This window comes from Leptospira langatensis (genome assembly GCF_004770615.1).
Lineage (GTDB): Bacteria > Spirochaetota > Leptospiria > Leptospirales > Leptospiraceae > Leptospira_B > Leptospira_B langatensis.
Genome location: NZ_RQER01000001.1, coordinates 380,259 through 396,734, shown reverse-complemented (window position 1 = coordinate 396,734; position 16,476 = coordinate 380,259). Strand labels below are relative to the sequence as shown.

Annotated in this window: 17 protein-coding genes; 1 reads left to right on the top strand and 16 read right to left on the bottom strand. The window is 47.5% G+C overall.

Going from position 1 to position 16,476, the window contains the following annotated elements:
- Positions 1-139: 139 nt before the first annotated feature.
- From gmk to fliN, 16 genes are all read right to left on the bottom strand, one after another.
- On the bottom strand, positions 140-673 hold the full coding sequence (gmk, locus tag EHO57_RS01765) for a guanylate kinase (protein WP_425460762.1): 534 nt from the start codon (positions 671-673) through the stop codon (positions 140-142).
- 14 nt (positions 674-687) lie between these two features.
- Positions 688-969, bottom strand: coding sequence for an extracellular matrix/biofilm biosynthesis regulator RemA family protein (locus EHO57_RS01760; RefSeq protein ID WP_135588529.1), 282 nt, complete (start codon positions 967-969; stop codon positions 688-690).
- Positions 969-2,222 carry a hypothetical protein gene (locus EHO57_RS01755; RefSeq protein WP_135647060.1) on the bottom strand — a complete coding sequence of 418 codons (1,254 nt, stop codon included), beginning with the start codon at positions 2,220-2,222 and terminating at the stop codon, positions 969-971. Before EHO57_RS01755 ends, EHO57_RS01760 begins: the two co-directional genes overlap by 1 nt.
- A 62-nt stretch (positions 2,223-2,284) precedes the next feature.
- On the bottom strand, positions 2,285-2,650 hold the full coding sequence (locus tag EHO57_RS01750) for a hypothetical protein (protein ID WP_135647059.1): 366 nt from the start codon (positions 2,648-2,650) through the stop codon (positions 2,285-2,287).
- A gap of 5 nt (positions 2,651-2,655) precedes the next feature.
- Positions 2,656-4,638, bottom strand: a complete 1,983-nt coding sequence (locus tag EHO57_RS01745; protein ID WP_135647058.1) for a FapA family protein — start codon at positions 4,636-4,638, stop codon at positions 2,656-2,658.
- Between the two features lie 24 nt (positions 4,639-4,662).
- On the bottom strand, positions 4,663-5,463 hold the full coding sequence (gene whiG / locus EHO57_RS01740) for an RNA polymerase sigma factor WhiG (RefSeq protein ID WP_135647057.1): 801 nt from the start codon (positions 5,461-5,463) through the stop codon (positions 4,663-4,665).
- Positions 5,464-5,651: 188 nt separating this feature from the next.
- Positions 5,652-6,137, bottom strand: coding sequence for a hypothetical protein (locus EHO57_RS01735; protein ID WP_135647056.1), 486 nt, complete (start codon positions 6,135-6,137; stop codon positions 5,652-5,654).
- Positions 6,134-7,039, bottom strand: a complete 906-nt coding sequence (locus EHO57_RS01730; RefSeq protein ID WP_135588541.1) for a MinD/ParA family protein — start codon at positions 7,037-7,039, stop codon at positions 6,134-6,136. The genes EHO57_RS01735 and EHO57_RS01730 overlap by 4 nt, the downstream gene beginning before the upstream one ends.
- Before the next feature lie 37 nt (positions 7,040-7,076).
- Complete coding sequence (flhF, locus tag EHO57_RS01725; RefSeq protein ID WP_135647055.1) at positions 7,077-8,345, bottom strand: flagellar biosynthesis GTPase FlhF; 1,269 nt, start codon at positions 8,343-8,345, stop codon at positions 7,077-7,079.
- A 43-nt stretch (positions 8,346-8,388) separates the two neighbouring features.
- On the bottom strand, positions 8,389-10,509 hold the full coding sequence (locus EHO57_RS01720; protein WP_135647054.1) for a flagellar biosynthesis protein FlhA: 2,121 nt from the start codon (positions 10,507-10,509) through the stop codon (positions 8,389-8,391).
- A 15-nt stretch (positions 10,510-10,524) separates the two neighbouring features.
- Positions 10,525-11,655, bottom strand: coding sequence for an EscU/YscU/HrcU family type III secretion system export apparatus switch protein (locus EHO57_RS01715; RefSeq protein ID WP_246050445.1), 1,131 nt, complete (start codon positions 11,653-11,655; stop codon positions 10,525-10,527).
- Between the two features lie 200 nt (positions 11,656-11,855).
- Positions 11,856-12,635 (bottom strand): flagellar biosynthetic protein FliR, encoded by a 780-nt coding sequence (gene fliR / locus EHO57_RS01710; RefSeq protein WP_135647053.1) that lies wholly within the window; start codon positions 12,633-12,635, stop codon positions 11,856-11,858.
- A gap of 9 nt (positions 12,636-12,644) precedes the next feature.
- Positions 12,645-12,908: a flagellar biosynthesis protein FliQ gene (gene fliQ, locus EHO57_RS01705; RefSeq protein ID WP_135588545.1), complete on the bottom strand. Its 264-nt coding sequence runs from the start codon at positions 12,906-12,908 to the stop codon at positions 12,645-12,647.
- Complete coding sequence (gene fliP / locus EHO57_RS01700) at positions 12,905-13,672, bottom strand: flagellar type III secretion system pore protein FliP (protein WP_246050444.1); 768 nt, start codon at positions 13,670-13,672, stop codon at positions 12,905-12,907. The genes fliQ and fliP overlap by 4 nt, the downstream gene beginning before the upstream one ends.
- A gap of 155 nt (positions 13,673-13,827) precedes the next feature.
- The gene (gene fliO / locus EHO57_RS01695; RefSeq protein ID WP_135647051.1) at positions 13,828-14,619 is read right to left on the bottom strand and encodes a flagellar biosynthetic protein FliO; all 792 of its coding nucleotides are present in this window, start codon (positions 14,617-14,619) and stop codon (positions 13,828-13,830) included.
- A complete protein-coding gene (fliN, locus tag EHO57_RS01690; RefSeq protein WP_135647050.1) occupies positions 14,616-15,686 on the bottom strand; it encodes a flagellar motor switch protein FliN in 1,071 nt (356 codons plus the stop codon). The genes fliO and fliN overlap by 4 nt, the downstream gene beginning before the upstream one ends.
- A gap of 426 nt (positions 15,687-16,112) precedes the next feature.
- Between fliN and EHO57_RS01685 the strand changes: the two genes are divergently transcribed.
- Positions 16,113-16,472 carry an ArsR/SmtB family transcription factor gene (locus EHO57_RS01685; protein WP_135647049.1) on the top strand — a complete coding sequence of 120 codons (360 nt, stop codon included), beginning with the start codon at positions 16,113-16,115 and terminating at the stop codon, positions 16,470-16,472.
- Positions 16,473-16,476 lie beyond the last annotated feature (4 nt).

The window sequence follows — 16,476 nt, the reverse complement described above, 5'->3', positions numbered from 1 at the left end:
TCGAGGCGAAGATAAATAGTTCCTACAAAAATCCTGGCAAAATTTTTGAATTGCCAGATCTGGAATTTTCTGCTAAAGGAAAAGCTCGCCTCTCCCACTAGGCGACCCGCCTCCACCACCCGATGAGGGTGGGGGCCACCTAAAACAAAATCCTCTCCAATCCCGCCACTGTCTCATCCAGCTTGTCATTCACGATTGCGAAATCGAAATCGTCCTTTCTCTTCAATTCAGCTTTTCCATTCCGGATCCTTTTCAGGATACTTTCTTCGGAATCGGTTCCCCGACCCCGCAAACGCCTCTCCCATTCCTCTTCGTTAGGAGGAAGGATAAAGATTGTAATGACTTTCGACCCAAGCTTTTTCTTAACCTGGTCTGCGCCTTGGACATCCAGATCCATGATGACCGATTTTCCGGAAGCGAGGCAATTCTCTACGAATTTGGCCGGTGTCCCATAATAATTATCGTGGACCCTCGCCCATTCCAAGAACTCACCCTTCTCTATTCCGGATTCGAATTCCTCCTTGGTCAGAAAGAAATACGTTACTCCCTCCTTGTCGCCGGGGCGAGGAGGACGAGTCGTGCAAGAAACGGAAAAAGCCAAATCGGAATGTTTGGCTCTCAGTATTTGGATTAGGGTGGATTTTCCTCCTCCGGCCACGGAGGAAAGTACGATTAACTTAGGCTCTTTCAGTCCCTTTCTTCCTCTTCTTCAGCGATGGAATTATCTCGGCTCTCTATTCTTCGAGTCAAGGCCTCCACCCTCAGATTGGAAAGGATCAGATGATTGGAATCCGTGATAATGATGGATCTTGTTTTTTTCCCTTGGGTTGCGTCTACTAAACTATTATTGCTCTTGGCCTCGTTTCGGATCCGTTTCGCCGAAGCCGAATCCGAATGGATGATCCCCACGATCTTGGAAACCATAACGATATTTCCGAAGCCTACGTTCAAGACGCTGAATTGGGACATCAGATCCTCCTATTCCTCTCCAACCTGAATCTTTCTATGATATCCACTTCTCCCGTGGCGAGATCCAAGGCTTCTGAAATTTCTTCATGAGAATAATGTTTTTTCAAGAGGAAAACTACCTTCTCAATCTTACTCGCACCGTCACCCAGCTCTTTTAGAGCAAGCTCCGTTGAAATCTTAACCGAATCCTGTTTTTGAGGAGTATAGCCGGAGATTTTTTTCTCCAGGATCTTTCCGAAATTTTCTTCGATTGGGATCGTATTATCTTTTATCTTAGGTTTTCGTTCCGGCTTTTTAGAAGAAGGTTCCGGCCTATACGAAGTCTCCGCTTTCAGAGAGCCTCCACTGATATCTTCCGGAAAAGAGATCTGATTCTCTTGGAACGGATCGCCATCTAGAGAAATATCGAAGGTTGAACTCGGATTGTACATAGGCTGAGGAGTTCTGGTTGGAGAAACCTGGCCAAGCAATTCCTCTGCGTCTTTCCAACCCATTACATCCTTGATCTTTTTGCCGAAAGTCTTCAGAACACCGAGAGTCCCCGAATCCTTCTCTTCTTCATTCAAATTTCTTGATACAGAATTCTTTCTCTCCGGATCCAAGAAAGGTTTCGCCGGGTTTTGAGAAGAAGAATCCGAAACGTTCTGCTTATACAGCCTTCCCACTCCCTCACCCGCTTTCGCAGCTAACTCATTTCTTCCGGAATCGACCGATTTCGGTTGGTTCGATCTTAGCTCTTTCTGCTTTTCGCGGATCAGTGTCAGATATTCGTTCTTAAACTCTTCTTCTTCGGATAGACGTACTTCTTCCAGATCCTCATTTACGAAATCCTGATCTTCCTCTTCTGCCAAAGTCTCGAATTCCGGTAAGGAGGCTTCCTCATTTCTACTGGATCTGGGGACGGAAGATTCTTGCAAAATAGACTCGGATCCCAAGGACCTAGATCCGATCACTTCCGACTTTTCTCCGTAAATCCTTTCCGGAAGTTCTTCTAATTTTTGTAATATGCTCTTGTACTTATCTTCCAACAGGTCGGAACGTTGCACTAGGATCTTATATGCTTGGATCTTAGAATTCAAAAGTTCGATCTGACTCTCCGTCTCTGTCTGGACTTCGTCGACCAAAGAGCGGATCTCCTCATTGATCCTTCGGATCATGTGAGAACGGATCCGCTTAGTAACCTGTGCGGAAATTCCCACGTACAAGCCTGCGGCTATAATGATATTTAAGAATAGGACTGTGAATAGTTCCATCGCTTCCCTACCTTATCGAGGATTTCCAACAACATCCCTCGGAGTCCGTAGGCGTTTTTTTATTAAGCGATATAGTCCACTGTGGAACGGGAAGGGGTTCGGATTTCCGTTTTCCTTCCCATTTTATCGTAGGAGATGATCCTCTCCTTTCCACCCTCAGGCCTTGGGCCCTTGAAAGAACGGATTTCTTTTTCTATTTCTCCGATCCTTTGGGTATACGAGTTACGAAGTCTTTCTCTATATTCCGGAGATAGGGCAAAAGTCTCGGTGTACATCTCCACCGCATACTTTTTATCTATGGAATACTCTCGGACTGCTTTCTCATTCTGGGCGATCACATTCGTGAGAGTATGGGGATTCTCCACCATATTCCTTCTCAGTATGTCGCCCGCAGCTCCGTAGCCGGAAAGAGGTTCGTTTAGCCTCATAGCCGTTATTTTCCTCTAGATCTGTTTTTTCTCCAGTCTTTTTTATCCGGCTCAGGATCTTGGTATGGCAATTGCCGTATGGCCCCGTTCTCTTCCACGAAGGTCTTATGTTTGATCTCGTTGCGGGTCTTGAAGTCGGCGCTTCGGATCTTCAGGGTTACCCCGCCAAAGAGGGTCTTTTCTATGCTGATCTTGCCGTTTGCCGCCCTTTCTTCCATATAAGTGCGCAGGTTTTGGATCTCGTTCTCGTATTCCCGGATACGGACCTCCAGCTTTTCTACCGCTTTAGCGGTCTTACCCAATTGTTGATCGTGGTCTTGGGTAAAGGAAGCCGGGTCGTTTTCCTTTCTTGCCTTAAGGGTCTTGAGGCTCTTAGTAAGCTGCTCGAACTTGTCCTGGTTTTCCGCAAGCTTCTCCTCATATTCTGAGATCTGCTTTAGTACTTTCGGATCCGTTCCTACGATCAATTCAGTGGCAGGGTTGGCAGAAGAACCGATCACCTTGGCTGCAATCATCTCCGCAGCACGGATTGTTCCGCCTACGATCTGGCCCCGTTTACCGTTAGACACAACCTTCCCGCCGGCACTGACGAAACAGTGAAGTATACCTTCTTGGACTACTACGTCCTTCTCGGTCACTACGGTTGCATTCTGGATGAACTTAGCGATCACGTTCCCACCCGTGGATTCGATACGGGCCTCATCTCTACCGGAAACCCCTTGGCGAATAATAATATCTCCGTCCGCTTCTACGTTTGCCTTTTGGACAGTTCCATAGATCTCGATATTCCCCGCTGCCTTGACGGAATAATTGTCCTCTACGTTCCCAGTAATGATCACGGAACCTAAGAACGTGACATTTCCTGTCTTGATCCCTACGTCTCCGTTCACTCTGTAAACGGTCTCGACGGAAAGCCTTCCACTCGCATAGACCACTTGGCCGTTTACTTCCGCGGTAAGCTTGGTCCTATCTTCGGAGAGGATGGTTCCCTTTCCTTGCTTCAGCTCCGTATCCAATCCGTCCTTCGCAGGAAGAAGCTCGTTAAACAGAGTGCGACCGTATTTTCCTCTTTCTGCGGGGATCTTTTCCGCTAAGAGCTGGCCGACCACTACGTTCTCGATCAGATCCATGTCCTTGTAATCCACACGACCGGATTCGTCTTCCCGGAATACGACCTTTTTCTGGGTGCGAACATGATAGATGATCTGTGCGTTCTTTCCGTTCAAAGGAGGATCGCCTTCAGCTGCCGTGAAAGGTTGGTTAAAGTATTCGTCCTCTAATTTTCTTTGGATCTCTTCTTCTTTGATCCCGTATTTGATGCCAGCATTCCTAAGATAATTGACTACGTCCTTGACTTCTAGATCCCTTCCTCCCGGCTTAGGAGGAACCAAAGTGATCTTTGCCCTCATTCGATCCGGAGAGATGTCCAGCATCATCTTGCCTTCCGCTCCCTGGCGAGGCTTCATATTGGAAATATAGATCGGCTCTCCCTTCATCTCTTTGAGGATCTTCTTGATCTGGTCCTCTTCTACCGGAGAAACCCCTCGAACAGAAAGTCTACGAGAGACCTCCGCCATATCGATTGTCTTCCCGTCTCCCATAGGAGGATAAATCGTGAGATAAACTCCGTTCCGAAGGATCTGGACCACTGCCTTGGAATCCTTGTCCTTCGGTTGAAGGAACTCCTTCAGATCTTTGGAAACCAATTTACCGGTGCCACCGGTAAGCTTCTTATCTAGCTCGGAGAGCTCGTCTAAGAAAGTATCTTCTGGAATAATGGAAGCGCGAATATGCCAAGGCTCGGAGCCGAATAGCTTCTTCTTGCCTCGTTTGAGTACGATATAATCGAGTTCGTGGGATTTTCTATGAAGATGAGCCGCCGCCATTTGCAAACATTTTTCGAGAGTAGGCGCAATTACTTCCACCTGCTCGTTTTGCAGTTTGTCCAGTTCCTGACTCTGTTCTTTTAAGAAAGAACTTAGGCTCATATTAAATTTTCCGAAAGAAGAAGATTACTTTTTGCTAATGACAGACTTCACTTTGCCTAATTTGCTGCGCAATCTTGCAACCGCTCTAGTGTGAAGCTGGGAGATACGGGATTCGGTGACTTCTAATACCTCGCCGATCTCTTTTAGAGTTAGATCCTCGTAATAATAAAGAACGATCACTTTTTTTTCTTTGTCGGGAAGCGTCTTGATCGCTTCTACGATCACATTCTTGATCTCTTCCTTCTCAATGATCGTATCCGGATTCATGTTCATCGGAGATTCCAAGGTTTCCATAAAGGAAACCTCGTCGTTCTCATCACCCAGGAACCAAATATCGTTTAAGGATACGAGAGAAGTACCACTGATCTTAGTAAGAAGACTATTGAATTCCTCGACGGAGATCCCCATTTCTTTGGCGATCGCTTCGTCTTCGACATGAGCTCCTTCTTTATTCTCGAGCATGCCGATAATCTGTTCCAACTGTTTCGCTTTTTGACGAATGGAACGTGGGATCCAGTCAATGGAGCGTAACTCATCGAAGATGGATCCTCTGATCCTTGTCATTGCATACGTCTTGAACTTGATCTGTCTTTCCGGATCGAACTTTTCGATCGCATCCAAGAGTCCAAAGACTCCGTAAGACACTAGATCGTCGAACTCCACGTTCTGAGGCATGCCGATAGCGATGCGCCCAGCCACATGTTTGACTAGAGGGGAATATTTCTCGACCAAGTAACTGCGAATGTTCTGGTCTTTGGTGTCCCGATAGGACTTCCACAGTTCCGTTTCATCCGTATTATTGTATTTTTCAAAAAGTTTGGACATAACGCCGGAATGGGAAGGGTCCCTGCTTAAGAGTGTCGTGGACCAAACCGATTTGCAATAGCATTTTTTGTCTCAAAAAAGGGAAATCAAGCAGTTTTTTGTCTCATTGGGCTTTAGGGCCGATTTGAAGCTAAATTCGCAAACCCAAGAGAGAGAAACAGGTGAGAAATATCAGAGAAAGATCTTTCTTACTTCTCCGGGTTAGTATCATCCTTGGCCAACATGGTCCGGATCGCTTCCGCCATGAGCTTAGGCTCGTTCTTGATCGCAATATTTTCTACAATGATATGATCTCCAAATTTATCCGCCTTCTTGCGAGGAATTCCCGCGGCGGCCACCCTCATTTCGTCCGGTCCGGAAGAAGTTTCATAGTGAGAAGAAGAAGTTTCCATATCGGAATGGTCCCCGTACGAGGAACGTGCTCCTCCTTCCAAATCTTCGCCCTCTCCGGCGGAATAGGACCCGCCGAAATTTCGGAGCAATTCCAGGAATTCAGGCACCTTCATTTCAAGAACGGAATATACTCCGAACCCGAAGCCTGCCATACCGACCGTGGATAAAAAGGTTACTAAAGCGATATGGCCGAAATAGTTTCCGACCATGATTCCGCAGACTAGACTAATAACGAGACCTAGAAAAGAAAATAAACCCAGAAACGCGGCCTGAAGGTTCACTCTTCCTCGCTCTGTTGTTTCTCTCTTACATCTACGAAATTAAAGAATTTACGGAAGAACCCGGTGATGCCGGAATCGTCTCCGCCATCCATTTCTTGGTTTAATAAGGAATATGTAATACGATTCAGACAAGCAGAAGCCTTACTCTTAGGGGAATGGATGATATAAGGTTTTTGCTCTCGGATACTTTTCTCTACCTCGTCGTCTTGGAAGATAAAGCCCAGGTTCTCTACCCTGACCTCCAAGAACTGTCCGGAGATGTCGATGACCCTGTCGGCGACTTTTTTTCCTTCGATAGCGGAACGAACTCGATTCACTACCATTTTCAGGTTTTTGTCCCTGCTCTGGGAAACGATCGCTTTGATCAGCCCGTATGAGTCTGTGATCGCAGTTGGCTCCGGAGTAGTTACCACGATCACATCGTCCGCAGGAAGAGTAAGCCCGATCACATTGGAACTGATCCCAGCTCCGGTATCTATGATCATATAATCATAAGAATCCAGATCTGCGAACCCTTTGATCAAATTATTTCTTTGGGAGTCGTTCAGGTTTGCAAGCTGGGAATAACCGCTAGCACCCGCGATAATATCCACTCCTTCCGGAGCTTGGATGATAATGTCCTTAAGGCTTTTATGTCCCTTGACTACGTGATACAGATTGTATTTTGGAATGATCCCTAGGATCACGTTTACGTTTGCCAGTCCCAGGTCTCCGTCGAAGACCAGGACTTTCTGTCCGGCCTTCGCCATAGAGATCGCCAGATTTACGGAGATAGTGCTCTTGCCCACTCCCCCTTTTCCCGAGGCGATCGCGATAATCTTAGTCATAGGTTTGGTCGAAGACACGAGCTTTAAACTCGTATTACCCTCGGTAAGTTTCCGCAACTGAGTCGCTTGGTCCATCCTAACCTCTTTCTGGGACTTGGGTTTTCACCGGATCCTAGGCGGAGAAAACTTCCCCATGGATCTCGATGATCTTTTCAGGATTAATCGCGCATTCCGCTAGGTTGAACTTTTCCGCTGGGATCATATCGAACGGAACTTCCTGACCGACGCTTAAATGGGTGAAACCCTTATTAAGTGTATCGGCTAGTTCCAGAAATCCACCCAAAAATTCTGCTTCATCCAGTTTAGTTAATAAAATTCTACGAAAACCCAGGGGCTCGTAGGCTTTCATTACCGAGTGGGAATGATGATACGAAGATGTGGCGGATAATACAAGGATATTTTCAACACTGTCCCTTTCACCAAAAGCAGACAGATATCCGTACATCTTACTCAATTGATCCACGTTGCGGTGGCTATAACCCGCAGTATCTATTAGGATCAATTCGGATCCGTCCCTTGCCAGAGTCTCTTGGAAACGTTTGATATCTTTCACTGCATAGAAAGGCATCTCCATCGTATCCGCATATCTCTTCAACTGCTCGATTGCAGCGATACGATAATTGTCGGTTGTGTATAAAGACACGGATTTGCCCATATGAAGATGGTACTTAGCGGCTAGTTTGGCGATACTAGTCGTCTTTCCGCTACCGGTAGGCCCCACGAAGAAGACCACTTTTCTTTGGCCTCTTCTAGTTCCCTTAAACAGGTCGGGTTCCGCCTGGACTCTTTCTGCCAAAACCTCTATTGCCTTTTCCTGGACAGCGACTGCTCGAGAGCGATCCAAAGGAGAAAGTCGTAACTCCACTGCGGAGACGATCTCGTCCACATAGCTTTCCGTCATACCTTCCTTGATCAGCTTCTCTTTCAGCTTCAAAAGGTTGGCATCCTGTTCGGGCTTACGAGAGATCAAAGGTTTGGTCTCGAATTCCCTGGCAAAGGAGAGTCCTAGTCCGTCATCCTCTTCTTCTAGTTGAGGTTCTACTAACTCCTTAGGCAGAGAAGAAGCCCTAGGACGAGAGGATCTCTCTTCCCAGCTTGGCAATTCTTCCAGGGTCTTGCGCTGAGCAGGCACCTGCGTGGATTTTTGTTTCAAGAGTTCTTTCAGATCCTGGAGTTTCTTTTCTACCTTCTCCCGAGAACTTGCTTTCTCAGGGATCCCTACTTGGATCTCCACTATTTTGCGGGCCATGAGTCCTGTTCCGAAGACTCCTCCCTCGGTCAGGATGCGATGTTCGATGACATGAGCTTCCGGTCCGTATTTCATTTTCATCTGCATGAGACAGTCCTGTAAGTCCTTGCCTCTAATCTTTGCGAAATCCATGCGATCCTCCTATCTTTCCACTTAGATAATATATTACGTTTTCTTAAACCGTTTCCACAGGTTCCGCTGCGGCCGTAGCCTGAGCGATCCTCAATTCGCCCGCGATCACGGTCGGGACGGAAGAATGTACTTCTTCTAAAGCCAGTACCGCGAAGTTTCGAGGCGGGAATTCCTTTGCTAGGAAGTACGCGAACGGCATGCGCACCTCCCTGTTCACCACATAGATCGGGAATCCTCTGCCTTCCTGGACCTTGCGGTTCATCTCCGCCACGGACTCCAGTAGTCTTCTTTGGAAATCCGGAGGAAGGACCAAAATATCCCTTCCCTCCAAACGATCCTGGGCAAGGGACTTGTTCAAACGATCCAGGACCCGGCCCTCTACCACGATGACCTGTAGTTTTCCATCTACCATATAGTCTTTTACGATCGTATTGGAGATCGCCTGTCTTACGAACTCCGTCAGAACATAAGGATTCGGATACTTGGACATCTTGTTGGCAACGGTCTCGAGTATCGGGACCAAATTGCGGATCCCCAAACCTTCTCGCAGAAGATTCTGAAGAACCTGTTGGAGCATTCCCAAGTTGCCTGGCTTGTCCGCTTCCAATTCTTGGATCAGTGTAGGATACTGAGATCTGTAGTGATCCAGAAGTTTTTTGACTTCTTCTCTTCCGAGCAAACTAGACGCATGAGTCGCGAGAAGTTCTCTTAAGTAAGTGATAATAACGGTAGAAGCATCCACCACGATGAATCCCTTGGACTCCGCATCTCCTTTGGAATCCGCGGAGATCCATTTCGCAGTCCTTCCATAGGCAGGCTCTTGGAAAGATTCTCCTTCGATAGAAGAAAGATCCTGGCTTTCCGCAGAAGGCATTGCCATCAGCTTTTCAGGGCGAATGGTGCTCGAGCCTACTTCTACTCCGTTGATCTTGATCGTAAACTGATCGGGAGGTATTTCCAAATTATCTAATATACGGATCGGGGGAATAACGATCCCACTTTCTCTTGCGAACTTACCGCGCAAGTTCGAGATCTGATCCATAAGAGTTCCGCCTTGGGACGCATCCACCAAGGGAACCAAATGATAACCGAATTCGATCTCGATCGGCTCGATCCTAAGCTCGTCGTAATAATCCCGAGGCTTGCGATCTCCCACTGCCTCTTTCTCCTTCTTCTCCAATACCTCGAGCTGTTCTTGTACTGTTCTCTCCATGGAGTAAGCGAGATAGGCTAAACCTCCAGAGAGAAGAACCATCGGAATAAAAGGAAGTCCCGGAATGAATGCACCCAATCCCATGGATGCGGAAACTACATAGAGCACCTTGGAGTTTGCGAATAATTGCGTCTTGAATTGCTTTGCCAGATCGCTTTCGGATCCGGAGCGAGTCACGATAATACCTGTTGCCACGGTGGTTAGTAGAGCCGGGATCTGAGAGACAAGTCCGTCACCTATGGTGAATTTTCCGTAAGTCTCGATCGCGGAGATAAAAGACTCTCCTCGGATGCTTGCACCTATGATCACTCCACCGATGAGGTTGATCGCAGTGATGATCAGTCCCGCTCTCACGTCTCCTTGCACGAATTTACTCGCTCCATCCATGGAACCGTAAAAATCCACTTCCTCTTCTATCTTCTTGCGGCGCTTTCTTGCCTCCGCTTCGTTGATATTCCCGGTAGAAAGTTCCATATCGATGGCCATCTGCTTACCAGGCAAGGCGTCCAAGGTGAACCTAGCTGCCACTTCCGAGATACGGGTCGCACCTTTCGTGATCACGAGCACTTGCACGATCACTAAGATGAGGAAGATAATGAATCCCACTACGTACTTGCTTAAGCCGGACTCACTTCCTACAATAAAGGAACCGAATGCATCTATGATCGCACTATTTACCGCTGGTCCTTTGGAAAGGATCTGTCTAGTCGTGGATACGTTCAAAGCCAATCGATAGATCGTAGTGATCAATAAGAGGCTCGGAAAAATAGAGAACTCGGATGGCTCCTTGATGGACAAGGAAGTAAGTACGATGAGAAGGCTAAGCGCCAAGCTCAATAGAATGAGAAGATCCAAAATGAATCCTGGCAAAGGGACAACGAGCATTGCCACGACCGCCACGGCTCCCGCGCCCAGGATGAAGTCGGATTGTGTGTACCATTTCTTATCCATAATGTTCTCCTAGGCTTAAGAAGCGTTTCGGAATGCTCTCCGGAAGGATTCGAGTTTCGTAAAGATAACGCTGAGCGCGGTATAGAATTTGGCAGGGACTTCCTGTCCTATCTCCACTTCATCATAAAGAGTGCGAGCCATTGGCCTGTCCTCGATCGTGGCGACATTGTTTGCCTTTGCGACCCGGATAATACGTAACGCGAAATCGTCCACACCCTTTGCGATCACGACAGGGGCCCTATGTTTAGTAGGCTTGTATTCCAATGCCACGGCAAAATGGGTCGGGTTCGTGATGACCACGTCCGCCTTAGGGACCTCTACGAGCATTTTGCTCTTCTTGATGGTATCTCTGGCCATCTGCCTTCTTCTCGCTTGGAGAGAAGGGTCTCCGTCCTGCTCCTTCATCTCTCTTTTGGATTCGGAAGGAGTCATTTTCAGAGCTTCTTCATACTCGTATCTTTGGAAGAAATAATCTCCCACGCTGATCGCAAGAAGAAGGATACCGACTACAAGAAAGATCTTAAACGCAGTATAAGAAACGAGTGCAATGGATTCTTCCAGCCCCATATTTCCGAGCATAAGTATCTTAAAGAAGTCCTTCTCGATCACGAAGTAAGAGACCCAGCTGATAGCTGCCACCTTTACTAAGGACTTGGCCAAGCTGAACATGGTCTGACGGTTCGGAAGTACCTTTTTGAAATTAGGACGTATCCTGCCGAAATTGAAGGCAAGAGCTCTTGGTGCGAACAAGAATCCGATCTGCACCACATTTCCGAGGATTGCCGCAACCACAGTGATCCCCATAAGAGGAAGAAGAAGCAGAGTGATGTCCCAAAGAGCGTTATTCAAAAGTTCGGTCACAGTCTCCGGGGTCGCAACTGTCGCAGTACGTATCCCGAAAAAGTATTTTCGCAAAAGATAATACGATCTCATGAAGAAATATTCTCCCATGAGATAAAGAAGGACAATACCCGCAAGAAGTACGATCGCAGACGCCACTTCCGGACTTTTGGGAACATTCCCTTTTTCCCTTTCTTCCCTTCTGCGTCTCTCACTCGCAGGTTGAGTCCTACCCTCATCCTCCGCAGCAAATAGCTGCAGATCGATCTTGAACGGAATAGGGACAGACCCATGGGCAGAGGGCATCCCAACAGAAGAACCCGGATCGAAAGTTAGCCGACCAGAATGAACCTCCGCCATACCTCGATCCGAAGAAGGATAAAAGTCAGGAACGAAAAAGTCGGACACAGATCTTCGAATTCGATCCCAGAACTGCGCAGGCCTAAGATCCGAGACCCATTTCGATCTTAGAGCATAGTAGCGAAAGGATTGGAATAGCCTCTTCATCAGTTTGGCCAATCCTTTAGCATGAAGTTCAGCTTCTCAAAAGAAAGCTGGAAGGCTCCGTCCATCTGAGTGATCAGAAACGGAACGATGAGGATCATAACGACTAGACCAATGGCGATCTTGATCGGAAAGCTAAGCTGCAGAATATTCAGCTGAGGAGCCGCCTTTCCCATAAGCGCCTCGGAAACAGTCACAAGAAGAAGAACTCCCAAGATAGGAAGAGCGATCTTGAAAGCCACAAGGAACATTGCTCCGATAGCTTCTTCCATTGCCTTGTACAGGCCGTCTTGGATCTCGGGAACTAATCTTAAGATCTGGACCTTCTCAAAAGAATACGCTAAGCTCTCGAAAAGATAACGATACGCGCCCAAGGACAAGAACAGAAGCATACCTAGCATATTCTTCAGGGTACTGATCACGGGAAGACTCGTCTGGGAGATCGGATCCAAGATCTCCGCATAACCGAAACCCAACTGCACATTGAAAAATTCTCCGGCCATCTGAAAGGAAGCGAATACTAGACTGATCAAGAAACCCATGAGGATCCCGATCAAAACTTCTCCGATAGCGATCAGACCGTAATCCGTCATATTCCCTGGGATCGGAGGTACGAATCCGGCGCTGACCGGAAATAGAATGACAGCGATCAAAAATCCGAAGCTAATCCTCTGCGGAAAAGAGATCGAAGCAAAAGAAAATACGGGCGCAACAGACAAAAGGCCCACAATCCTTGCCAGGATCAGAAGAAAGACTTGGAAATTAGAAACGAAGTATTCCATTCAATTTTTCTAAAATTTCTCGATCATGAGAAACAGATCCCTCGTATAATCCGTAGCAGTCTGCAACATCCATCCCGCAAAGATCACGATAACCGCAAAGATGGATAATAATTTAGGAACGAATGCGATCGTAGGTTCCTGGATAGAGGTAGTAGTCTGCAAGATCCCTATGATAAGACCCACAACCATCGCAGTTAAAAGGATAGGAGCAGAGAGTTTCAAGGTAACAAACAATGCGTCCCGGATCAAAGTGATTGCGTCTACTTCTGTCATTTATAGCTCCTTACGAGCTCGTAGACGATCAAGTTCCAACCGTCCACAAGTATAAATAAGATCAGTTTAAACGGAAGGCTTACCATCACAGGAGGAAGCATGTTCAGTCCCATGGAAAGAAGTGCCGAAGCAACGACTAGATCCACTACGATGAACGGAATGAAAATAATGATACCGATCCAAAACGCCTTCTTGATCTCGGATAGCATGAATGCGGGAATGAGCACGTAACTCGGAACATCGTCGAAGGACTCCACCTTCTCCACTTTTCCGATCTTCAGGAACAAGGCCACATCCTTCGCACCGGAAGGCCCGATCTGACGGATCATGAACTCTCGGATCGGGACCATGGACTTATCGAAAAACTCATTCGTGTCGATCTTGCCTTCCATATAAGGGTTCAGTCCCTTCTCGTAGACAACATTCAAGGTGGGAGCCATGATAAAGAAGGTCATGAATAGAGCGAGTCCCACCATCACTTGGTTCGGCGGAAGGTTCTGGATAGAAAGAGCCCTTCTTACGAAATCCAGAACGATCACGATCTTAGTAAAAGAAGTCAAAGACATGACTATGGCAGGAGCCAAAGAGAGAATAGTGACAAGGAACAAGATCATAAGAGAAAGACTCGTCTCTCTCGGAGTTCTCGCCTCGTTTACGTTGATATTCAAATTGGGAATAGGGATCCTAGGCGCAGTCGACTGAGCAAACAGATCCTCAGGTACAATAGAGATCAATAGACCAAAAAGCAGGACCGCTGAAAGCATCTTCCACATAAGAGTTTTATAGTCCGCCCGATGACTGTGTTGCCTTCTATTGTTTGGGCGGCGGGCTTCAATCGCCCACAATGGGCGATTATGTCTCATTGCCTTGGAAAACTTTTTCTCTGCCCGAATAACGAGATCCTCTCCCACATTCCCCCCTAGTTGATATCGAATAATCCGTTCTCCAGATTATTCCTTTCCTTCTTGATCTCGTCCAACTTCTGCTTTAGCTTCCGTTGTTTCTCTTTTCTTTCTCCAGGAGAAGGACGAAGAGTTTGCTCCTCTTCCTCCGACTTTCCAGTGATACGAGTATTCAGATCCTTGATCTGCTCCAGAACAGTAACGAGGAAACCTCCCTCCGGAGGCTGGAACTCGTCTCTCATCTGCTTCAATCTAGACTTGGTTTCCGTGTCTGTGATCTCGGAGATCAAATTGATCCCGTTATCCGCCACACCCAAAACGAAGATCTGACCGGTGACTTCCACGATCTGCAGTTGCTTATTGGCTCCCAAATTCAGGCTTCCGAGAAGACTCATCTCCCCTCTTACCGGAAGAGAAGACTCTCTCGATTTGGCCAAAGTGCGAAGGGCCCAATATGCGGCTCCACAAAGAATTCCTAATATAAGTACGATGCGAAAAAGGATACCTGCCAGGCTCGGCCCTTCCGAGATAGGCTTGTATCTTTCTTCTACCGGATTTGGAGAAGGCGCCGACGCGTTTGGGTCCGCTTTTTCCTCAGGCTTTGCCGGCGCGGAAGTTTGAGGTTCTGCCTTCTTTCCGGTATCTCCCAATTCTCTTTTTAAGAGCTCATCCATTTGCTCCCTTTCGGAAGCGGTCTGGGAATACAGGTTTCCGATACTACCCGATAAAATACAAAAGACTCCGATCGCCAAAGCGAGGGAGCCGAATCGAGAAGATACGAATGAAATGGAAGAAAAGGTCCGGTTCATCCGCCTCCCGACTCCGGCTTGATCCGGTCTGCAGGACTTACGATATCGGTGACGCGCACACCGAAGTTTTCGTCGATGACCACGACCTCACCCTTCGCGATCAATTTTCCGTTTACGAGAAGGTCGACCGGCTCACCGGCCAATTTATCCAACTCGATGATGGAACCTTCTCCTAAACCTAAGATATCCTTAATATACATCTTGGTTCTTCCGAGTTCCACGGTGACGGACATCTGTACGTCCATGAGAAGGTTTAAGTTGGGAGTTCCCTGAGCACCGCTGGCAGTCGCAAGATTCGGGAAGGAGACTCCCTTCATCCCTACTTGGGAAATTCCGCCTCCGCCACCCATGCCTCCTTGGTAGCCGCCTCCGCCATAATCCCCTCCACCGCCTCCGGAGCGCTTGGAAAGAGATAAGATATCGTTGGCCATGGACAAGGAGAGAATGAACTGCACTCTAAAAGAAGGAAGACCTTCAATTGCCAAATTGAAAAAAGTACGAATGAGAGGATCGCCTTCCGGCAATACCAAGGCAGCAGGAGAAGTTACATGCCTGGTTTCCGCAGGAGAACCGCTAACTCCTCCTCCGGTCTTTGCTGCGATCTGGGATTGTAAAGCTCCCATGATCGGAGTCAAACTATCTCTTAGAGTTTGGAGTTGCCCTTCGTCCAAACCGCCCGAATCAAAACCACCCATCATCATGTTCGCAATGCGAGCCGCGTTATCCGCGCCCATAGCAAGGACAGCTCTTCCGTTTAAATTACCGGAATAGGTAGAGTATAAAAGTAGAGTATTGGATTTGAGTTCTGCTTCGATATCCTTACGGGATTTTGCTTCCGTAGTCGGATTCATGAAGTTAGAAGTCTTAGAAAGAATGGCCGCCAAGGTATTCCCGGCTGTCATAAAACAATGGGAAAGGAAATCGGACAAAAGGTCCCTATCTATCGGCGATAAACCGCTAGCTTCCTTAGACCCGCCTCCGGCAGCGACACTGCTCGGATCGAATGTTTCATTGGCACCCGCTAAAAGGGCGTCTATTTCTTCCTGGGAAAGGGATCCTTCACCCATATTGGGCACTCTCTCTTAGTTTTGGATTAGGAGACATAATAAAAAGAATTTTGTCGACCCTTTTTTTCCTTGCTCGGAAAAACGGACGTCTTGAGGCCGGGAATTTACTAAATTATAATATCCCACGCCAAGGAAAGACAAGCGAAATAATCCGATACCCCGGGGATAAGGCGCCCAGTTGGAGAGAGAATGCAAGTGCAGATATAAGCTGCGCGTGATATAGCGGACGGGCTTCTCCCACGGGCCCTCCTCCTCCACCCAACTCGGGTGGGGGCCGCGCCGGAAATCCTCCCTGTGGGAACTCTTCATTTTTCCGAATTCAGTCCTTCTTTTAAAAATTTTCCCCTCAATCGGGTAAATCTCCCCTATATCCAGCTTGACAGGCGATCTAGGCTCTCTTATTTTACCAAATGGTAAATTAACTAAATGGTTAAATACGATACGCAACCTGATCACCTAAGCAGCACTTTCTCCGCCTTGGCCGACCCTACTCGGAGGGAGATCCTTCTCTATTTGGTCTCCGGAGAAGCCACAGTAAAAGAACTGGCAGAGCCATTCAACATGAGCCTTCCCGGGATCTCCAAGCACCTAAAGGTTCTTGAGAAAGCGGGACTGATCGAAAGAGGCAAAGAGGCGCAATGGAGACCCTGTAAGATCCGCCCGGAGGGTCTAAAGGAAGCGTCCGGTTGGCTGGATCATTACCGGCATTTCTGGGAAGAAAGCTTGGATCGATTGGATGCGTATCTAATGGAGCTCCAAGGCAAGAAGAAGGACCCAAAAAAATAATCCG